This window comes from Microcoleus sp. MON1_C5, assembly GCF_036701875.1.
In the GTDB taxonomy this organism is placed as follows: Bacteria; Cyanobacteriota; Cyanobacteriia; order Cyanobacteriales; family Microcoleaceae; genus Microcoleus.
This window is the reverse complement of the sequence record NZ_JAUBRN010000061.1, coordinates 1-16,466: the sequence shown is the minus strand read 5'-3', so window position 1 is coordinate 16,466 and position 16,466 is coordinate 1. Positions and strand designations below refer to the sequence as shown.

8 protein-coding genes and 1 tRNA gene are annotated in these 16,466 nt (G+C 45.3%); 5 read left to right on the top strand and 4 right to left on the bottom strand.

Annotated features, from left to right (window positions below; all coding sequences use genetic code 11):
- Positions 1-39 precede the first annotated feature (39 nt).
- Complete coding sequence (locus QUA71_RS23595) at positions 40-1,854, bottom strand: FAD-dependent oxidoreductase (RefSeq protein WP_333288762.1); 1,815 nt, start codon at positions 1,852-1,854, stop codon at positions 40-42.
- A 300-nt stretch (positions 1,855-2,154) separates the two neighbouring features.
- On the opposite strand from QUA71_RS23595, the gene cysC reads away from it, so the two are divergent.
- The 5 genes from cysC (at position 2,155) to QUA71_RS23570 (ending at position 10,493) form a co-directional block, all read left to right on the top strand.
- Complete coding sequence (gene cysC / locus QUA71_RS23590) at positions 2,155-2,685, top strand: adenylyl-sulfate kinase (RefSeq protein ID WP_190656752.1); 531 nt, start codon at positions 2,155-2,157, stop codon at positions 2,683-2,685.
- Between the two features lie 37 nt (positions 2,686-2,722).
- Positions 2,723-4,453 (top strand): SLBB domain-containing protein, encoded by a 1,731-nt coding sequence (locus tag QUA71_RS23585; protein ID WP_333288760.1) that lies wholly within the window; start codon positions 2,723-2,725, stop codon positions 4,451-4,453.
- A gap of 143 nt (positions 4,454-4,596) precedes the next feature.
- On the top strand, positions 4,597-6,921 hold the full coding sequence (locus QUA71_RS23580) for a polysaccharide biosynthesis tyrosine autokinase (RefSeq protein ID WP_333288758.1): 2,325 nt from the start codon (positions 4,597-4,599) through the stop codon (positions 6,919-6,921).
- Positions 6,922-7,343: 422 nt separating this feature from the next.
- Entirely contained in the window at positions 7,344-8,711 is a 1,368-nt protein-coding gene (locus QUA71_RS23575) for an NAD-dependent succinate-semialdehyde dehydrogenase (protein WP_333288756.1), read from the top strand.
- Between the two features lie 144 nt (positions 8,712-8,855).
- On the top strand, positions 8,856-10,493 hold the full coding sequence (locus tag QUA71_RS23570; RefSeq protein WP_190656732.1) for an acetolactate synthase large subunit: 1,638 nt from the start codon (positions 8,856-8,858) through the stop codon (positions 10,491-10,493).
- A gap of 678 nt (positions 10,494-11,171) precedes the next feature.
- Here the strand turns inward: QUA71_RS23570 and QUA71_RS23565 are convergent.
- The 3 genes from QUA71_RS23565 to QUA71_RS23555 all read right to left on the bottom strand — a co-directional run bounded on the left by QUA71_RS23565 (position 11,172) and on the right by QUA71_RS23555 (position 15,832).
- A complete protein-coding gene (locus QUA71_RS23565) occupies positions 11,172-12,047 on the bottom strand; it encodes a DMT family transporter (RefSeq protein WP_333288792.1) in 876 nt (291 codons plus the stop codon).
- A gap of 270 nt (positions 12,048-12,317) precedes the next feature.
- Positions 12,318-15,545 (bottom strand): hypothetical protein, encoded by a 3,228-nt coding sequence (locus tag QUA71_RS23560; RefSeq protein WP_333288754.1) that lies wholly within the window; start codon positions 15,543-15,545, stop codon positions 12,318-12,320.
- A gap of 205 nt (positions 15,546-15,750) precedes the next feature.
- Positions 15,751-15,832: transfer RNA gene (locus QUA71_RS23555), tRNA-Leu, on the bottom strand.
- Between the last annotated feature and the right edge of the window lie 634 nt (positions 15,833-16,466).

The window sequence follows — 16,466 nt, the reverse complement described above, 5'->3', positions numbered from 1 at the left end:
CGATCTATCAGGATAGATATCTGTGCAATTTTCGGATCTCTACAAAAAACCTGACCTCTTCAATTCTACGGATTCCGCCAGCAGCCAAGCACCTGCGGAATTCAGCCTGCCCCATACTGTCAGAGGCTTTTCGGTTTCACAACTCTGTAAAAATCTGTCGGTTTCCGAGTCCAAAGTCACGAGTTGCCAAGTTTGACCGGCTACAGATGCGGGACTTGTCAGCGTTAGTGTCCAGTCTTGTTCGCCGAGGCGACGGAAAATGCCCGAAAATTGGCTGTGGGTATTTGCTGTTTGGCTGCTTTGTTTCTCTACTGACTCCTGACATTCGCCGCTGGCGGGATATGCTTCAGGTCGATCGAGATAATAGCGTTGCCAATCCAGCCAGTCCGATCGATCCCGTGTCAAATTAAATAAAGGAATAACTGCCGCACTCGCCTCGGAATCTTGCAGCAAAGCTTCCTGCAAAACTCTCACCGGCAAATCCCGCGGCTGACATCCAGATTCCGCGCACAAAGCCGCCGCCATCCCCGCCGCCTGTCCAATATTCATTACCGTCGGTTGCAAGCGAGTTGCACCGTTGGCGAGGTGAGAGACGGAAATATTTTTTTCGCAGACTAGCAAACCGTCTGTACTCGCAGGAATTAGGGCGCTGTAAGGAATGGTAAACGGAGTTCCCGTCCAGCGGCCGCCCCAGCGAATGGATTTGGGCTGCAAGGGAATGTCGCCACTGGGGTAGTGGTGGTCATTGGCATAGTTGCCGATCGCAATTGTTTCACAAATACCCTCAGAATTTATCGGCAACTTCGCGACTCTTCCACCGACAATAGGTAAAATATCTTGTTCTCTGATTGTTTGTACTCCCCGCAAGCGCCGACTTTCTCGGTAGTAAGGATGTAAGGCAAAGGAACGAAGAAGGGAAGAATGGTGTGGATTTTCGATCGTGGAAATCGGGAAAATGTTCTGTGCTAAGCCGTAGCGGGGGCCGAGTTGCGTTTGAATGAAGCGGGCGAAACTTTGAGTATGCCAGAGACTTTCTTGCAGGAATTCTTGTCGAGATGCTTCAGATTTAATGAGTCGATCGACCCCTTCACCATAATCATTACCTCGAATCGGCCAATTAATCATCAACAATCCGCCCGGAAGCCTGCCGTAATTGAGAAATTGTTCGGGGGTGTAACCGTCCCAAGCACCGAGAAATCGATCGGGATTGTCAACAGGCGGCGCGGGAATTTCTGGCCCGGCCGCACCTTTACCAAAATCCTGCATGATGGCCACCCAAGTCGGAGCTTGCACCGAATAGCTCACTGTGAGAGCATTAGAGGCAGCCGGCGCGCTGGGTTCTCCCCACTCGGCTTGGAATTCCCAACCCCAGCGGTGCCCAACCTCCGCTAAAGCCAGCAAATCTCCCAATTCCGTTGCATCTAAAGTGATTTTGGCCGAAACCGTAAAATCTGCAAACCGAACGCCAGAAATGCGATCTCCTTCATACAGCACATCGTGAGCTTTTTTTCCAGAAATCCAGTGCAAGTTCGGCAAACATTTAACCCAATCAGCGAAAATTTCAGCACCAATGCGGGGATCGTAAGTAAAAAAACTGACCCAGCCCCAATCCAAACCTCCCGGCTGTCGCTGCTGGAGTTCCCGCAAAAATGCGCCCCACAAACCGGTTTGAAAAGCTGCTAATTCATTGCCATCGGGGGCAGAAACGCCTGCTGCAGTCAGCATTCCTCCCAGCCAGGGGAATTCGCTTACTAAAATAGTTTTGGCACCTCGGCGGGCTGCTTGCACGGCTGCTGCAGTGCCGCCGGTGCCGCCACCGACTACCAAAACATCTGCTTTTAAGACCGAAGACATGGGCAATACCATTTTAGATTTTAGATTAAGGTGATGAGTGCGCTAGGGATAGATGTTGGGCGTTGGCGATCGCGAAGTTAATTTTAGTGTGTAAAGACTTGACAAATAATAAATCGGGAATTATGCAGCGAGCGCACAATTTTGTTACTAAATGACTGCAGGAGCGATCGCAACTTTTGATTTCTCATTGTGTGCGCGCAAATATTGGCAATTTGACACCGCGAATAACGATAATAGAAAAAAGGGAACAGCATCTATAAAGTTTTACGTCTTAAAAGTTTCCGAGTTACTAATAAACAACTGAAAATGGAAAAAGGTTTTATTTTGTGGTTCACCGGGCTGAGCGGTTCCGGCAAGACAACTATCACCAAAGCTCTCGAACCCGAATTGAAGGCAAGAGGTTGCAAAGTTGAAATATTGGATGGAGATGTCGTTCGCACCAACTTGTCAAAAGGTTTGGGATTTAGCCAAGAAGACCGAGATACTAATATTCGGCGGATTGGATTTGTCGCTCACCTGCTGAGCCGCAATGGAGTAGCCGTAATGACCGCAGCTATTAGCCCCTACAGAGCAATTCGCGACGAAATTAGAGCAATGGAGCCCAATTTTGTTGAAGTATATATCACAGCGCCGTTAGAAGTGTGCGAAGGTCGCGATGTCAAGGGCCTGTACGCTAAGGCCAGAGCAGGAGAAATTAAGGGTTTTACGGGAATTGACGATCCTTATGAAGAACCGCTCAATCCTGAGATTATTTGTTACACAGAGCGAGAAAGTGTGGAAGAGAGTGTTAAAAAAGTTCTAAGCAAGTTAGAAGAGTTGGGTTACATTTGATGTTGGCGGGGTTGGATGAGGATAGGGGCAAAAAGCGATGGTGGTGAAAAGTGATTCGCGCAAGGTGCAACTTGAGAAAAAATCTCACCCTTCTCTCTCCTTCGCGGAGAGTCCAAGGGAAGAATTTCTCCCCTTTGCTGCAAGGAGAGGGGATCAGGGAGACATTTCCAGCAAAAGCTGCAAGCTTGGTGATTGGGCAAGCACTGCTGTAAAAAGTTTAATTGTCCAAAGTTTAACAGTGTCAGTGCTGGCGGCGGTGGGTTCATCTCCTGCGGCGGCCCAGTTTATGCCTCCTCCTCCTCCTCCTCCTCCCGCTTCGGGTTCTCCTGTTCCTGTACCGGTTCCGGTAGCACCGGGATTTCAGGGATTTCCGGCAAGTGCACCTTCAAGTGTACGATCGGAAGTTTACACTTTGGGAGCGGGCGATCGTATTCAAATGGACATCTTCAACGTCCCGGAATACAGCGGCCCCAACGGTCAACACCAAGTACAGGCAGACGGTTCCCTGAATTTGCCGTTAATTGGCAGCGTTTCGGTGTACGGGATGACCCTAGAACAAGCTTCTAATGCTGTTAAAGACAAATACGGCAAATACCTCAAACGTCCTTGGATTACCCTGAAATTGCTGGCACCGCGTCCTTTGCAAATTGCGATCGCGGGCGAAATCAACCGCCCCGGAGCCTATACAATATCCTCAGCAGCAGGCCCCGGAGGCACAGCAGAGCAAATGGGAACTCAAATGCCAACGATATCGCGGGCTCTGCGAATGGCCGGTGGAATTACCCAGTCAGCAGACGTGCGGCAAATCAAAATCCGGCGCCCCCAACGTAACGCACCGGAACAAATTATTAGTGTGGATTTGTGGGAATTATTGCAAAACGGCGATTTGCGGGCCGATATGACTTTGCGCGACGGCGATACTATATTTATTCCCACTGTAACTAGCCTCAACCGCCAAGAAGCACCGACTTTAGCAGTAGCTAACATTACCGGACAAAGCACTCAACCAATTAATATTGCTGTGGTGGGGGAAGTAACTCGCCCCGGTACTTATACTTTGGCAAAAGAGACTCAAAGTAGGGTACAAGAGAATGAAATGGGTGAAAATTCTGGTTTGTTTGCTGCCAGCGAAACCAACAGCGGGGAAACTGTTTTGCAGCAAACTGTAACGAGGGCAATTAAAATGGCGGGCGGCATTACGCCGGTAGCTGATATCAGACAAATACAAGTTCGCCGCCTGACACGGGCGGGTACAGAACAAATTATTAATGTGAATTTGTGGCAACTTTTGGAAGGGGCAGATGTATCCCAAGATTTAGCGCTGCAACAGGGAGATACGGTAATCGTTCCCAAAGCCGAAAATCTCGATGCAGTCCAAGACGAACAAGTTGCTAATTCTAATTTTTCACCGGATACGATTAAGGTGAACATTGTGGGAGAAGTCGTGAAACCCGGAGCGATTGCGGTGCTGCCAAACACTACTTTAAATCAAGCGCTGGTAGCAGCGGGAGGTTTTAATAAAGCGCGGGCCCAAATGGATTCGGTGGATTTAATTCGTCTCAATCCTAACGGCACTGTTTCCCAGCTAAATGTTAAGGTTAATTTTTCTGCAACAGCCAATGAAGAATCTAATCCCAAACTGCAAAATAATGATGTAATTATGGTAAGGCGATCGGGTCGCGCTACGTTCTCGGATAATGTAGGCGGGACTCTCGCTCCTCTCAGCCCGCTGTTAGGAATATTTCGGTTGTTCGATATTTTTCGGTGATTTGAATAGACTGGCACTAACACCTAAGAAACCCGCTTTCTAGAAAAAATTGCGGTTTGGGAATGAAATATCTAGGGATCAACCGATTTCCTGAAACTCCGCCACCAATACAGACGTTTAAACTAATAAGTTGTAGAAATCAAATGAAACCAGGGAAACAATCTCAAGTAGCACTGTTTAATCATAAAAAAGCTGCTGATCTGCGAAAAATGTCTTCTGGGCTTTATGAAGAAGATCAATTTTTAGGCAGAAACACAACCGAGGCAGAAGAGTTAAGTTTTTGGGAAGTTTGCCGCAGTCGCTCCATCTTAGTCATCGGCGTAGCAGCGGCAGTGACTACCGGAGTTTTCGCCTGGACACTGAATCAAAAAAGCGAGTACGAAGGGCGCTTTCAATTATTAGTAGAACCAACGGTTACGCAAAATACTTTAGCAAAAATATACTCCGGTGAGCTGAAACTGCAACCAGCGGGCCCCGCGACGACCGAAAAGGCCGGTTTTGACTACGAATCCCAAATTCAAGTTTTGCAAAGCCCGCAAGTAATGTCGCCGATTATTAAACAGTTGCAGGCTAAGTATCCCGAAATAAATTACAACTACCTCTTGAACCAAAAAGCAGATAATTTGCCGTTTTCTCAGGAAAGTAGGTTGTCAATTAATCGCTTCAAAAATACCAAAATTATCGAAGTGAGATATCGGGATTACGATCCGAAAAAAATTCAGTTTGTTTTGGAAAAAGTGGCGCTAGGCTACCGCAACTACAGCGTGCAAGATACCACCACTCAAATTAGTCAGACTCTGGATTTTGTGAAATCGCAAATTCCCAACCAGCGAAAGCGCCAACAAGCTCTGCAAACAGAAATTCAAAAATTGCGGCAGCAGTACAATTTCATCGACCCGCAAATTCAAACCCAACAACTGGCGCAGCAAATCAGCCAACTTCAAACGCAAAGATTGGACGCGCAAACGCAGCTCAATCAGCAGAGATTGCTCTATTCCAATCTGCAAAATCAGCTCGGACTGAACCAGAAGCAAGCGCTGATGGCCTCGGCTCTGAGTCAAGCTCCCCGCTATCAAGCGATGCTGACTCAATTGCAGCAATTAGAAGGGCAAATTGCGATTAACTCGGCTACGTTTACAGACGAAACTCCGCAAATGCAATTGTTGCGAGAACAGCGCAAAAACCTAATTCCTTTATTGAAGAAAGAAGCCCAACAGGTTCTGGGAACTGATTTGGCTAAGGTAAATTCGCAAGTGCTGGCTTTTCAAGATCCGGTGCGGATTAAGTTAATCGAGCAGTTTATCGGTACTGCTAATTTAATTCAGGTGCTCGGCGTGCGGAATCAAGTTTTGGAACAAGCTGCTAAGCAGTTGAATCAATACTCTCAAGGATTACCGGTGATTTTGCGACGCTATTCCGATTTGCAGCGCGAGTTGGATTTAACTAACAATACGCTGAATGGTTTGCTGGCAAAACAGCAAGCTTTGCAGCTTGAATCTGTGGGCAAAAAAGAGGTGGCTTGGGAAGTTATTGCTAAGCCGGAAATTCCGCGCTACAAAAATGGCGAGTTGATGGCTGTTGCTCCGATTATGCCTTTGAATTTGGCTTTGGGGGGATTGGCTGGTTTGCTGTTCGGTATGCTGGCGGCGCAGTTGGCGGAACGGTTTAACAATAAAACGGTGTTCCAAACTCCAGAGGATGTCAAACAGTCGATTCGCCTGCCTTTGTTGGGGGTAATTCCTGCTAGCGATAAAATTTTGAGACTTCCTCCTGCTGAGACAAGCCCGGTGGATGTGGCAATTTCGCCGATGCCGACGGATGCTTTTCAAGAAGCTTTTCGATCGCTCAATGCGAATATTCGCTTACTCAACCTTGATACTCCGATCAATTCTTGTGTAATTACTTCTTGTCAAGTAGCTGACGGCAAGTCTACTGTAGCAGTCAATCTGGCGCGGGCGGCTGCTGCAATGGGCCAGCAAGTGCTGTTAGTGGATGCCGATTTGCGGCGCCCGCAGGTACACGAAATGCTGGGTTTACCGAATTGGCAAGGCTTGCACAATGTGATTGCTGAGGATGTGGATGTGGAACAGGTGATTTTGCGATCGCCCCGCGATGAAAATTTGTTTGTGTTAACTTCCGGCCCGGTTCCTCTCGATCCCACAAAGGTGCTTTCTTCCCGAAAAATGCCACATTTAATGGCAGCTTTGTCAAGTCATTTTGACTTAGTTATTTACGATACTGCACCGCTGTTGGGTTTGGCGGATGCGAATTTGTTGGCGGCTCACACTAACGGATTGATGCTGGTAGTGGGGCTGCATCAAACTGAGCGGGAGGCGCTGTTGTTGGCTTTTGAAGATTTAAAAATGGCCGGAATTCCGCTGTTGGGAATGGTGGCGAATAACGATAAAGGCAGCAGGTATTACTATCAGTCTTACGTGCAGGATTACGTCCAGGAACAGTCTGTTTGAGGGAGAGGAATTGAGAAATGTGTAATGGAACAGGCCGTCGGGTCTGTTCTTGAGAATGCAAGGCGGGCGGGACACCCGACAAGATATTTCATCCATCTTGCACCATTAATGGTGAATAAAGCGGTCAGGGGCGGGCGGGACGCCCCACAAAAACATTTAACTTTTGTGGAACAGGCCGTCTAGCCTGTTCTTGAGATTTGTGCGTGATTTCAGAAAGACAAATTTTCTTAAGATTTGCGATCGAGACTCTGAACTATAATTAAAAGTATAGAAATTTAAACAAATCGCGGTACTTGCAACTTGGCAAGACCTGAAAGAAAACGTGGCCGGTAAATTCCTATTTTGTAATACCTTGATACAACTCCCTGCCGAGGCTGAAAACTAGCAGGGAGTTTTGTGTTTTTCACACAGGAGATGAAACCATGGCTATTGCTACTATCAACCCGGCAACGGGAGAAACGCTGAAAACTTTCGAGCCGATCGCGGATGAGGTAATAGAAGCTAAGCTGGAATTAGCACAGCAAGCTTTTAAAAAATACCGCCAACTGCCGTTTGAGCAGAGAGCCCTGTGGATGCAGAAAGCTGCAGACATCTTGGAGCGCGATCGCGAAATTTACGCTGAAATGATGACCCTGGAAATGGGCAAAACGCTCAAATCTGCGATCGGCGAAGTGGAAAAATGCGCCTTAGTTTGTCGGTATTACGCCAAAAATGCCGCTCAATTTATGGCAGACGTACCGGCAACCACTGACGCTAGCAGCAGCTTTGTCCGCTACCAACCGCTGGGGCCTATTTTAGCCGTTATGCCCTGGAATTTCCCATTTTGGCAAGTTTTTCGGTTTGCGGCGCCAGCACTGATGGCGGGCAATGTCGGCTTGCTCAAACACGCTTCCAACGTGCCTCAGTGCGCTTTGAAAATCGAAGAAATTTTTACGCTTGCTGGCTTTCCCGAGGGAGTTTTTCAAACTTTGTTAGTCGGCGCCGACAAAGTAGCCGATATCGTTGCGGACGATCGTATAAAAGCAGCAACTCTCACCGGTAGCGAACCAGCGGGTGAAAGTTTGGCAGCAAATGCGGGCAAAAATTTGAAAAAAGTAGTGCTGGAATTGGGAGGAAGCGACCCCTTTATTGTGATGTCCAGCGCCGATGTAGCAGCAGCTTTATCAACTGCTGTGACATCCCGGATGCTCAATAACGGTCAATCTTGCATCGCAGCCAAACGCTTTATTTTAGCAGAAGAGATTGCCGACGAATTCATCACAGGATTTGTCGAAAAATTCGAGCAATTAAAAGTAGGCGCTCCGATGTTGCCCGAAACCGATATCGGCCCTTTAGCTACTCCCGCAATCCTCAAAGACTTGGACAATCAAGTGCAAACTTGCGTCCAATCGGGAGCAAAACTTCTGACAGGTGGCCGCCCATTGTCAGAGAATGCCGGCAATTTCTACTTGCCAACTATTCTGGCAGACATTCCGCCGAATGCCTCTGCCCGTCAAGAAGAATTTTTCGGGCCCGTAGCTTTAGTATTCCGAGTGGCAGACATGGATGAGGCGATCGCCCTCGCAAACAGCACATCTTTTGGCTTGGGTGCGTCAGCTTGGACTACAGTAAACTCAGAGAGCGATCGCTTTATTTCCGAACTAGAGGCCGGCGCGGTATTCATCAACGGTTTAGTAAAATCAGACCCTAGATTGCCCTTCGGCGGCATCAAACGCTCCGGTTACGGACGCGAATTGAGCATCCAAGGAATGCACGAATTTGTTAACATAAAAACAGTGTGGGTGAAATAAGCTCCCACTCTATCAACCGATCGCACAAATCTACATAAGTCTGCGTTTATCTGCGTTTACCTGCGGTTAAAAATTCCCATTTAGTATTTTTGCGATCGGTTTAAAAAGACCAAAAACCCCCATTAACCGAGGAAAGAAACGGAAATGAACACAGCTCAACTATTGGTAAAATGTTTAGAAAATGAAGGCGTCGAATACGTCTTCGGACTTCCGGGAGAAGAAAATTTAGAAATTTTAGAAGCCCTGAGAAACTCTTCAATTAAATTTATTACTACTCGCCACGAACAAGGCGCGGCTTTCATGGCCGACGTTTACGGTCGTCTCACCGGCAAAGCCGGCGTTTGCTTGTCAACCTTGGGCCCAGGCGCAACTAACTTAATGACAGGAGTTGCTGACGCCAACTTAGACGGAGCTCCTTTAATAGCAATTACCGGACAAGTTGGCACAGACAGGATGCACATAGAATCGCACCAATATTTAGATTTGGTTGCCATGTTTGAGCCAGTTACTAAGTGGAATGCTCAAATTGTTCGCCCCAGCACGACGGCAGAAATTGTCCGCAAAGCCTTTAAAGTAGCTCAAAGTGAAAAGCCGGGATCTGTTCACATTGACTTACCTGAAAACATCGCAGCAATGCCGGCTGAAGGAACTCCGCTCACCAAAGACAACCGCGAAAAAACTTTTGGCGCTTACCAAAGCTTGAATAAAGCCGCTGTGGCAATTTCCAAGGCAAAAAGTCCTCTGCTTTTAGTAGGAAACGGCGCGATCCGCGCTAACGCCAGCGATGCTTTGACACAATTTGCTACTCGATTGAATATTCCTGTAGCTAATACTTTCATGGGCAAAGGTGTAATTCCTTACACTCATCCTTTGGCACTGTGGACGACGGGATTGCAAAAACGGGATTATATTAGTTGTGCTTTTGAAGAAACGGATTTAGTGATTGCTGTTGGCTACGATTTGATTGAATATTCCCCGAAGAAGTGGAATCCAGAAGGAAAAATTCCGATTATTCACATTGGATCTTTGCCAGCAGAAATTGACAGCAGTTATATTCCTCTTATAGAAGTTGTGGGAGATATTTCTGATTCCCTCAATGAAATTTTGCAGCGTGCCGATCGCATGGAGAAAGTAGATCCTTTTGCTAAGCAATTGCGGGCGGATATTCGCGCTGGGTACGAACAATATGCAGCCGACGACGGTTTCCCGATCAAGCCACAAAAACTTATTTACGATTTGCGGCAAGTCCTGGGCCCGGAAGATATTCTTATATCTGATGTGGGAGCTCACAAAATGTGGATCGCGCGGCACTATCATTGCGATCGCCCGAATACCTGTTTGATTTCCAACGGCTTTGCGGCGATGGGAATTGCGATTCCGGGTGCGGTGGCTGCAAAACTCGTTTATCCCGATCGCAAAGTAATAGCAGCCACCGGCGACGGCGGTTTTATGATGAACTGTCAAGAGTTAGAAACTGCTTTGCGAGTCGGTACTAATTTTGTGACGCTGATCTTTAATGATGGCGGCTACGGGTTAATTGAATGGAAGCAGCAAGATTATTTTGGTCATTCCGATTTCGTCAAATTTGGCAATCCCGATTTTGTGAAATTTGCGGAAAGTATGGGTTTAAAAGGCTATCGAGTGGAAGCTGCAACCGATTTAATTCCGATTCTGAAAGAAGCCCTTGCTCAAGATGTCCCTTGCGTGATTGATTGTCCGGTAGACTATCGGGAAAATGCGCGTTTCAGTCAATTATCTGGGGATATGAGTTGCAATTTGTAAGAGTAGCCCGAAATCAGGAAACGGCACTCCCGTTTCCTCCATCGCCGTGTTGTTGATGGTTATATCCGATCGCCCTTAAATCGCGCTTTTTGACAAGTTGGGATGTAAGGGCGATCGCACTTTTGCAGCTTCAAGTATTCGGATTAGCTGTTACCTGCGTGATGTACTGGATGATCACGTCAAAATGCTTACGGATTTCTGCCAAGTTTTTTACCCCAGTATGAGAAGCATAAATCACTTCCTCTTCGTTCTGGCGATCGGTTGCAATTTTCTTCTCAATTTCTCCCGATAGTTTTATTTTAACTTGTCGGAGTTGTTATTCTATCAGAGTTTCGAGGTCTTGGGCAAGGGCAATAAACTGACTCATTATTTAACTATTATTTAACTTAAATTGATACGTTTTTACAGTCAATTTAGACGTAGTTGAGTTTTGGGCTAGTTAAACTAATATAGCAATCCTTGCAGGAGTCGTAAATTTTTTACCCCACCCTAACCCACCCCGAACCCGAGGGTAGAGAGTAAGAAATTCACAAATGATGCGAGGATTGCTATATTTGAGCATACTAAGTATGGAAGACCCGTTTTTGGCTACTTAAACTAATATTTAAGGACACCAACTAAGAAAGAGCCTATTTTTTGACTTTTTAGCGACACGCAACACTTCTGTCTCAAATCTAATCACTTCAAACCCAATAATAAGGCGATCCCACCGATCGCACCAACTACCCCCAAAACAGCCCGAATGCTCACTTTTTCGCCCGCCAGCACCGCTAAAGGCAGTATAAATAGGGGGCTGGTAGAACTGAGTGTTTGAGCGATTGCTGCGGGTGCATATTTCAGTGAAGTCTGTTGCAGGGAAATCCCGAGATAGGTTCCTAAAAAAGCTGCCAGAATTATGGCACCTAATATTTTTGAGGATTTTAATTGTTTGAAACTCTCCAGGTTTGTTGGCTTAAAAAAACACAGCATGACTGCCATACCGCCGCTCAAACGCAAGGCAGCCGTCCACAGAGGATCAATATCTATTTGAGTGAAGGCGGCGCGGGATAAAATTGCTCCAACGGCGTGGGTTGTTTGTCCTAATAAACTAATACCTAATCCCTGCCAAAGATGTTTTGATGATAAGGTTGTTTCGGCTGTTCGTTCTGCAATTACCCACGCTACGCCGCAGATTGTTAAAAGAATGCCAGTACAAGCAATGGGCGATAACTTTTCTTGCAAAAATATTAAGCCCAATAAAGCTGTTAAAGGGGGAGATAGGGTTTCTAAAAGCAGCGTTCGCCTCGCGCCTAAATATTTTAATACGATAAAGAAAGCGGTGTCTCCGATGCCAATTCCTAGACCGCCGCTAATCAGCAGCATTGCTAAAATATTAGGGTTGATGGCGGGTAAGGGTTTGCCTAAAATTAGTACAGTGGCAAGGAGCATGAAAAGGGCGATCGCGCCTTTGAGCAAGTTGAGCACCACTGCGGGGATTTGCTGTCCCACTCGCTGCCAGATGGTGGAAGATAGAGCCCAGACAAATGCAGCGCCTAAAGCGGCGATTTCACCCATAAAATCTATTGACTGTTGACTGTTGACTGTTAACGGTTGACTGTTGTCATTAGTTACCAATTCGCAATTCCCGATGCCCGATTCCTCATGCCATATAAAGTAGGGTTCCCGGTGGCCTACCTGGAACCCTAGATTTATTAAGCTTTTTTAGCAGTGGGCGGTGAACATAAATCAATACCCTCATGTCCGAATAGAGGAACGAATTCGCTTGCGGTTTGGGATGGCTTCGTTCCTTTCTTCGGACACCCAAGATATATGTCTACCTACTGATTAACGTTGTGGTAATTGCGGAGGTTGGGTAGGTTGAAATTGTGACCGCATATCTGTTCTTACCCAAGAACTAAAACGATCGGGACGAACGCATTCAGCATTCTCTAATTCATCTTTGAGTCTCTTGGCGAAAGATTCAAAGATATCCCCTAAAGCCTGACGATCTGTTAAGCAACCTTGGAGAGCAATAAGTTGTTCCAGCGTCCAGTTATACAGTTGAGTGTCCCCTTGTTCAATGCGTAAATAGAACTGATTCTCAAACTGTGCCAGATTAGAGTAGAAGTTCTCAACTTCTGACTTAATCAAGTTCATATCCAGGTAGAATTGTTGCTGTTTCAAATCTGCAAAAATCGTATTTTTGATGTTCTGCGTGAAGTTTTGGTTCAGCTCATTTTTGACGATAGTAGAGACATCATTACGGAAGTTGAGAATCTTGTTATCCAAGCTAACATTAATGCGATTGTCAAGATCGTTGACAATATTATTAGTCACTAACTGCACGTTGCTCGTGCTAGATTGATTAACAGCCGTATTGATGCGAGCATCAATGTTAGATTCAATCTGCTGAATGACCAGATTTTTAATGTTTTGGCTTTGGTCAGCAATTTTGAGATTAACTACCGCATTAATCCGCTGATCCATGTCGTGTTGAATTTGCTGAACAATTTGAGTGTTAATATCTTGAGATAGATTAGACACTTTCAGGTTCACGACATTATCGATGCGTTGATCGATGTAAGTTTGCATCTGCTGAATCACCAGATTCTTCACATTCTGGGTTTGATCGGAAATCTTGATGCTCACCACATTCTCAACACGCTGATCAATATTATGTTGGAGTTGCTGAATTACCTGATTAGTGATCTCTTGAGATTGATTGGCGATTTGGACATTAACCGAGTTACTAATGCGCTCATCAATATCAGCCGACATTTGATTAATTACCTGGGTATTAATCTCTGTAGACTGATTGGCAACTTTGATGTTAACTACATTCTCAATCCGTTGCTCAAGTTCAGTTTGCATTTGCTGAACTACGAGGTTCTTAACTTCTTGAGTCTGATTAGCCACTTTGAGATTAACGACAGCCTCAACACGCTCATTGAGTTCGGTTTGCATTTGTTGCAGCACTAAGTTTTTAATCTCTTGGGTTTGCTCAGAGATTCTTAAATTCACCTGCTCACTAACAATGCGGGGGATTCGGGAAATAAATAAGTCGTTGAGATTTTTGTTGAAGTACCCCGACCAATTGTGGAAATTCTGATTAAAACTAACTTCCATTTGTTGGGTAAGAGTCTTAAACATAAAGTCCAGCCGTGCTACCCTCATGCCTAAGTCTTTAGCTTGAGTTTGATAGCCTTTAAGCAGCCATTTTTCCAAATTGTCCCAATAAGCTTCTTTTTTCTCGTTCGGGTCACCTGTTACTGTGATGGAAGTATTGATTTTGGCTGCCATTTCCTGCCACATTTCTTCCATCTGAGCTTGGTCAAAACTGAAGTTAAATCCACTGCCAATTTTGATGGTTTCAGGAGTAGGGGCATTAGGGGTAATAAAAGGACCACCCCATACATTAACATTACCTCCGCTGATGCCGATATCAGGTGTTTCTGATGGCTGTGCCTTTTCTCCGTCTAATTCTCCATCACTGATGTTGTTGATTTCTAAAACAACTTGCCCTTGGTTATCTTCTATGTATGTATCAAAAAAGAAGCCGGAGATGGTTGTTTTTTCTTTGACTTCAAAAATAACGTCATCTTTGAAGCCATTTAAGGAACACCAACTTTCGCTAACTTCAATTCCTGTCAACTTGGAGATAAATTTTCCCCCTTGAATCAAGAGTAACGCCCAAGGTTCTAATTGGAAATTTTTTGCTGCTGCTCCATAAGTGGCATTGCTTTCCCGAATCTTGACGCGATAGTTTCCTGGGGCTAACTCGATAGAATTAGCATTGGCTTTTTTAAGATTTGAGAGAGTATTTCTATCAAGCGGATAGCAGTTTGTCTGGCTATCAACGGTTAAAGTTCGGGGATTCTGTTGATTGCCAGTGATTGAAACAGTGACTTGTCCTTGATTATCACCATTATAGATATCAAAGAATAAAGCACAGACTACAGCTTTTTCTTTGATATCTAACTGCAATTTGTCGTTATTGCCGTTTAAAGTTGCCCAAGTTCCACCTGTCTCAACACCTGTCTTTGTGTTGATAAAGGTACTGCCATCAAGTCCATAAATCCAGAGAAAAACAAAAGGCTCACCGACGGTATTGTTGGCACTATAACTGAAGCTACCACTGGTAATTTGGATGTCAAAAGTTCCTTTGTCTAATGTCAGAGACTTAGCAACATTTTGTTGCAAGTTATTCATCTGATCGGTATTGATAACGTAACAGTTTGCTTTGGTATCAATGGTTAACAGTTGCATAGTTTCCTCAGGAGTTGTAGTAGGTGTTTGTGGAGCTGGTGTAGCTTCAGTGTTAGGTTTTGAAGTGATGGTTGGGATCGCTTCTGCTGCTGGTTGATAAACCGCAATTCCTGCCCAACGACCGCTAGGCTTGGTTTGAGCCACTAATGTGCCTTTACCTGTCTGGGTATTAATGCGGATTAATTGACCGTCTTTTCCCAAGTTAAAAAATCTGCCGGTAACGCCATAAAGGACATTGCCAACAAATTCTATACTGCCAATACCAGGAAATCCGGTATCACCAATAGTTTTAACTTCGCTAGTATCGAGATTGCAGCTAGCAAGTAATTTCTTCTTTTCGTAGCCAATTAATGTGATATATGCTATGCCATTGCTATCAAAGGCAACTTCGCCACAGTTGTAGTCTTTATTAGCTACGGTAGCTACTGGTGTACCTTTTCCTGTTTTGATATCCAGGGCAATCAGTTGTTTAGCTGTGCTGGCATAAAGGGTTTGACGTTGGGCGTTATAAGCCAAGCCGGCTGTAGCAAAGCCGGTATCCCCAATGACAATCGTATCGCCCGTTTTGATGTCAATTTTTACGAGCTGCGTTGTGTCGCCTTCTCGATCGATGCCATAGAGTTGTGAATCAACAAAGGCAATATCATACAGTTCTGTAATGATCTCACCGATGAATGTTGCTTTACCTGTGGCTAAATCAAGACTATACAGTTTACTTAACTGATTTGAGACACAATCTTGGATATACACTGTCCCTGGAACCATAGCTAAATCCACAGAAGGTATATTACTTGCCTGATTACTCATCTTTTTCTGTTTTTATTACATAAAAAAGCAGATGAAAGTAACAGTGCGGTTGGTCATCAGTTATTTCAACTGAATTTTGGAAAATACTCGGCTAGCAACGACAGCCACCAGCGAGTGCGAGATAAAGTGATTAGAGATGCAGTTGGAGCTGCTTGGCTATTTAGCACAGAGCGCTTTATTAAGACATCACTAGCTTTCCTCGCAGTGGGCGGGGAGAGAATCGAACTCTCATACCTTTCGGTGTCAGATTTTGAGTCTGATGCGTCTACCAATTTCGCCACCCGCCCTTTTTGGTTTCATCATAATAACAGACCGATCGCTTTCGTCCAAGCAAAGATTCATAATCTTTTGAACTTGCCCAGCGATCGATCTCTCTGGCGCGCTATACTGGTAAAGGATGGGACAACTGAGCCGTCTGAGGTTGTTTGAGCATATCTCCGAGTTGAGTGCTGCTGAGGTCGTAGTAGGCTCGCGCCTGCGCCAAAAACGCATCTACATTCAGTTTTTGGTAATCACTTAATGTGATATATGCTATTAGACTTGTTTTGCAAAACTGTTAAGAAATCATACTCGATGTTGCCGATGACGGTATTTCCCTTAGTGCTGATAAACTCAGCATCTGATAGAATTGGTCGCCAGTTTGACCGCTCCGAGCATGACTATTAGTCTATCTAGAAGGGTAGATAATGGTTATTTTCGTAATAAAACGCAACATCTTTCTCTTCTTTCAGTGGTGCGAAGTCAGCAGCAACGAGCATTTTATCGAGCTCGTACTCGCTCAATGCCATAGAGTTGTGAATCAACAAAGGCAATATCATACACTTCTGTAATGAGCTCACCGATGGGCATTGCACAGTTGTGGTATGCTATCGATAGCACGCCTGCAAGGAACAAACATATTTCAGCTAGTAATAGGCACAG

What these genes read in the sequence shown, in the direction of transcription:
- QUA71_RS23595 (WP_333288762.1), bottom strand. Translation starts at nt 1,854, where the DNA reads ATGTCTTCGGTCTTAAAAGCAGATGTTTTGGTAGTCGGTGGCGGCACC.
- QUA71_RS23585 (WP_333288760.1), top strand. Translation starts at nt 2,723, where the DNA reads ATGGTGGTGAAAAGTGATTCGCGCAAGGTGCAACTTGAGAAAAAATCT.
- QUA71_RS23580 (WP_333288758.1), top strand. Translation starts at nt 4,597, where the DNA reads ATGAAACCAGGGAAACAATCTCAAGTAGCACTGTTTAATCATAAAAAA.
- QUA71_RS23575 (WP_333288756.1), top strand. Translation starts at nt 7,344, where the DNA reads ATGGCTATTGCTACTATCAACCCGGCAACGGGAGAAACGCTGAAAACT.
- QUA71_RS23570 (WP_190656732.1), top strand. Translation starts at nt 8,856, where the DNA reads ATGAACACAGCTCAACTATTGGTAAAATGTTTAGAAAATGAAGGCGTC.
- QUA71_RS23565 (WP_333288792.1), bottom strand. Translation starts at nt 12,047, where the DNA reads ATGGGTGAAATCGCCGCTTTAGGCGCTGCATTTGTCTGGGCTCTATCT.
- QUA71_RS23560 (WP_333288754.1), bottom strand. Translation starts at nt 15,545, where the DNA reads ATGAGTAATCAGGCAAGTAATATACCTTCTGTGGATTTAGCTATGGTT.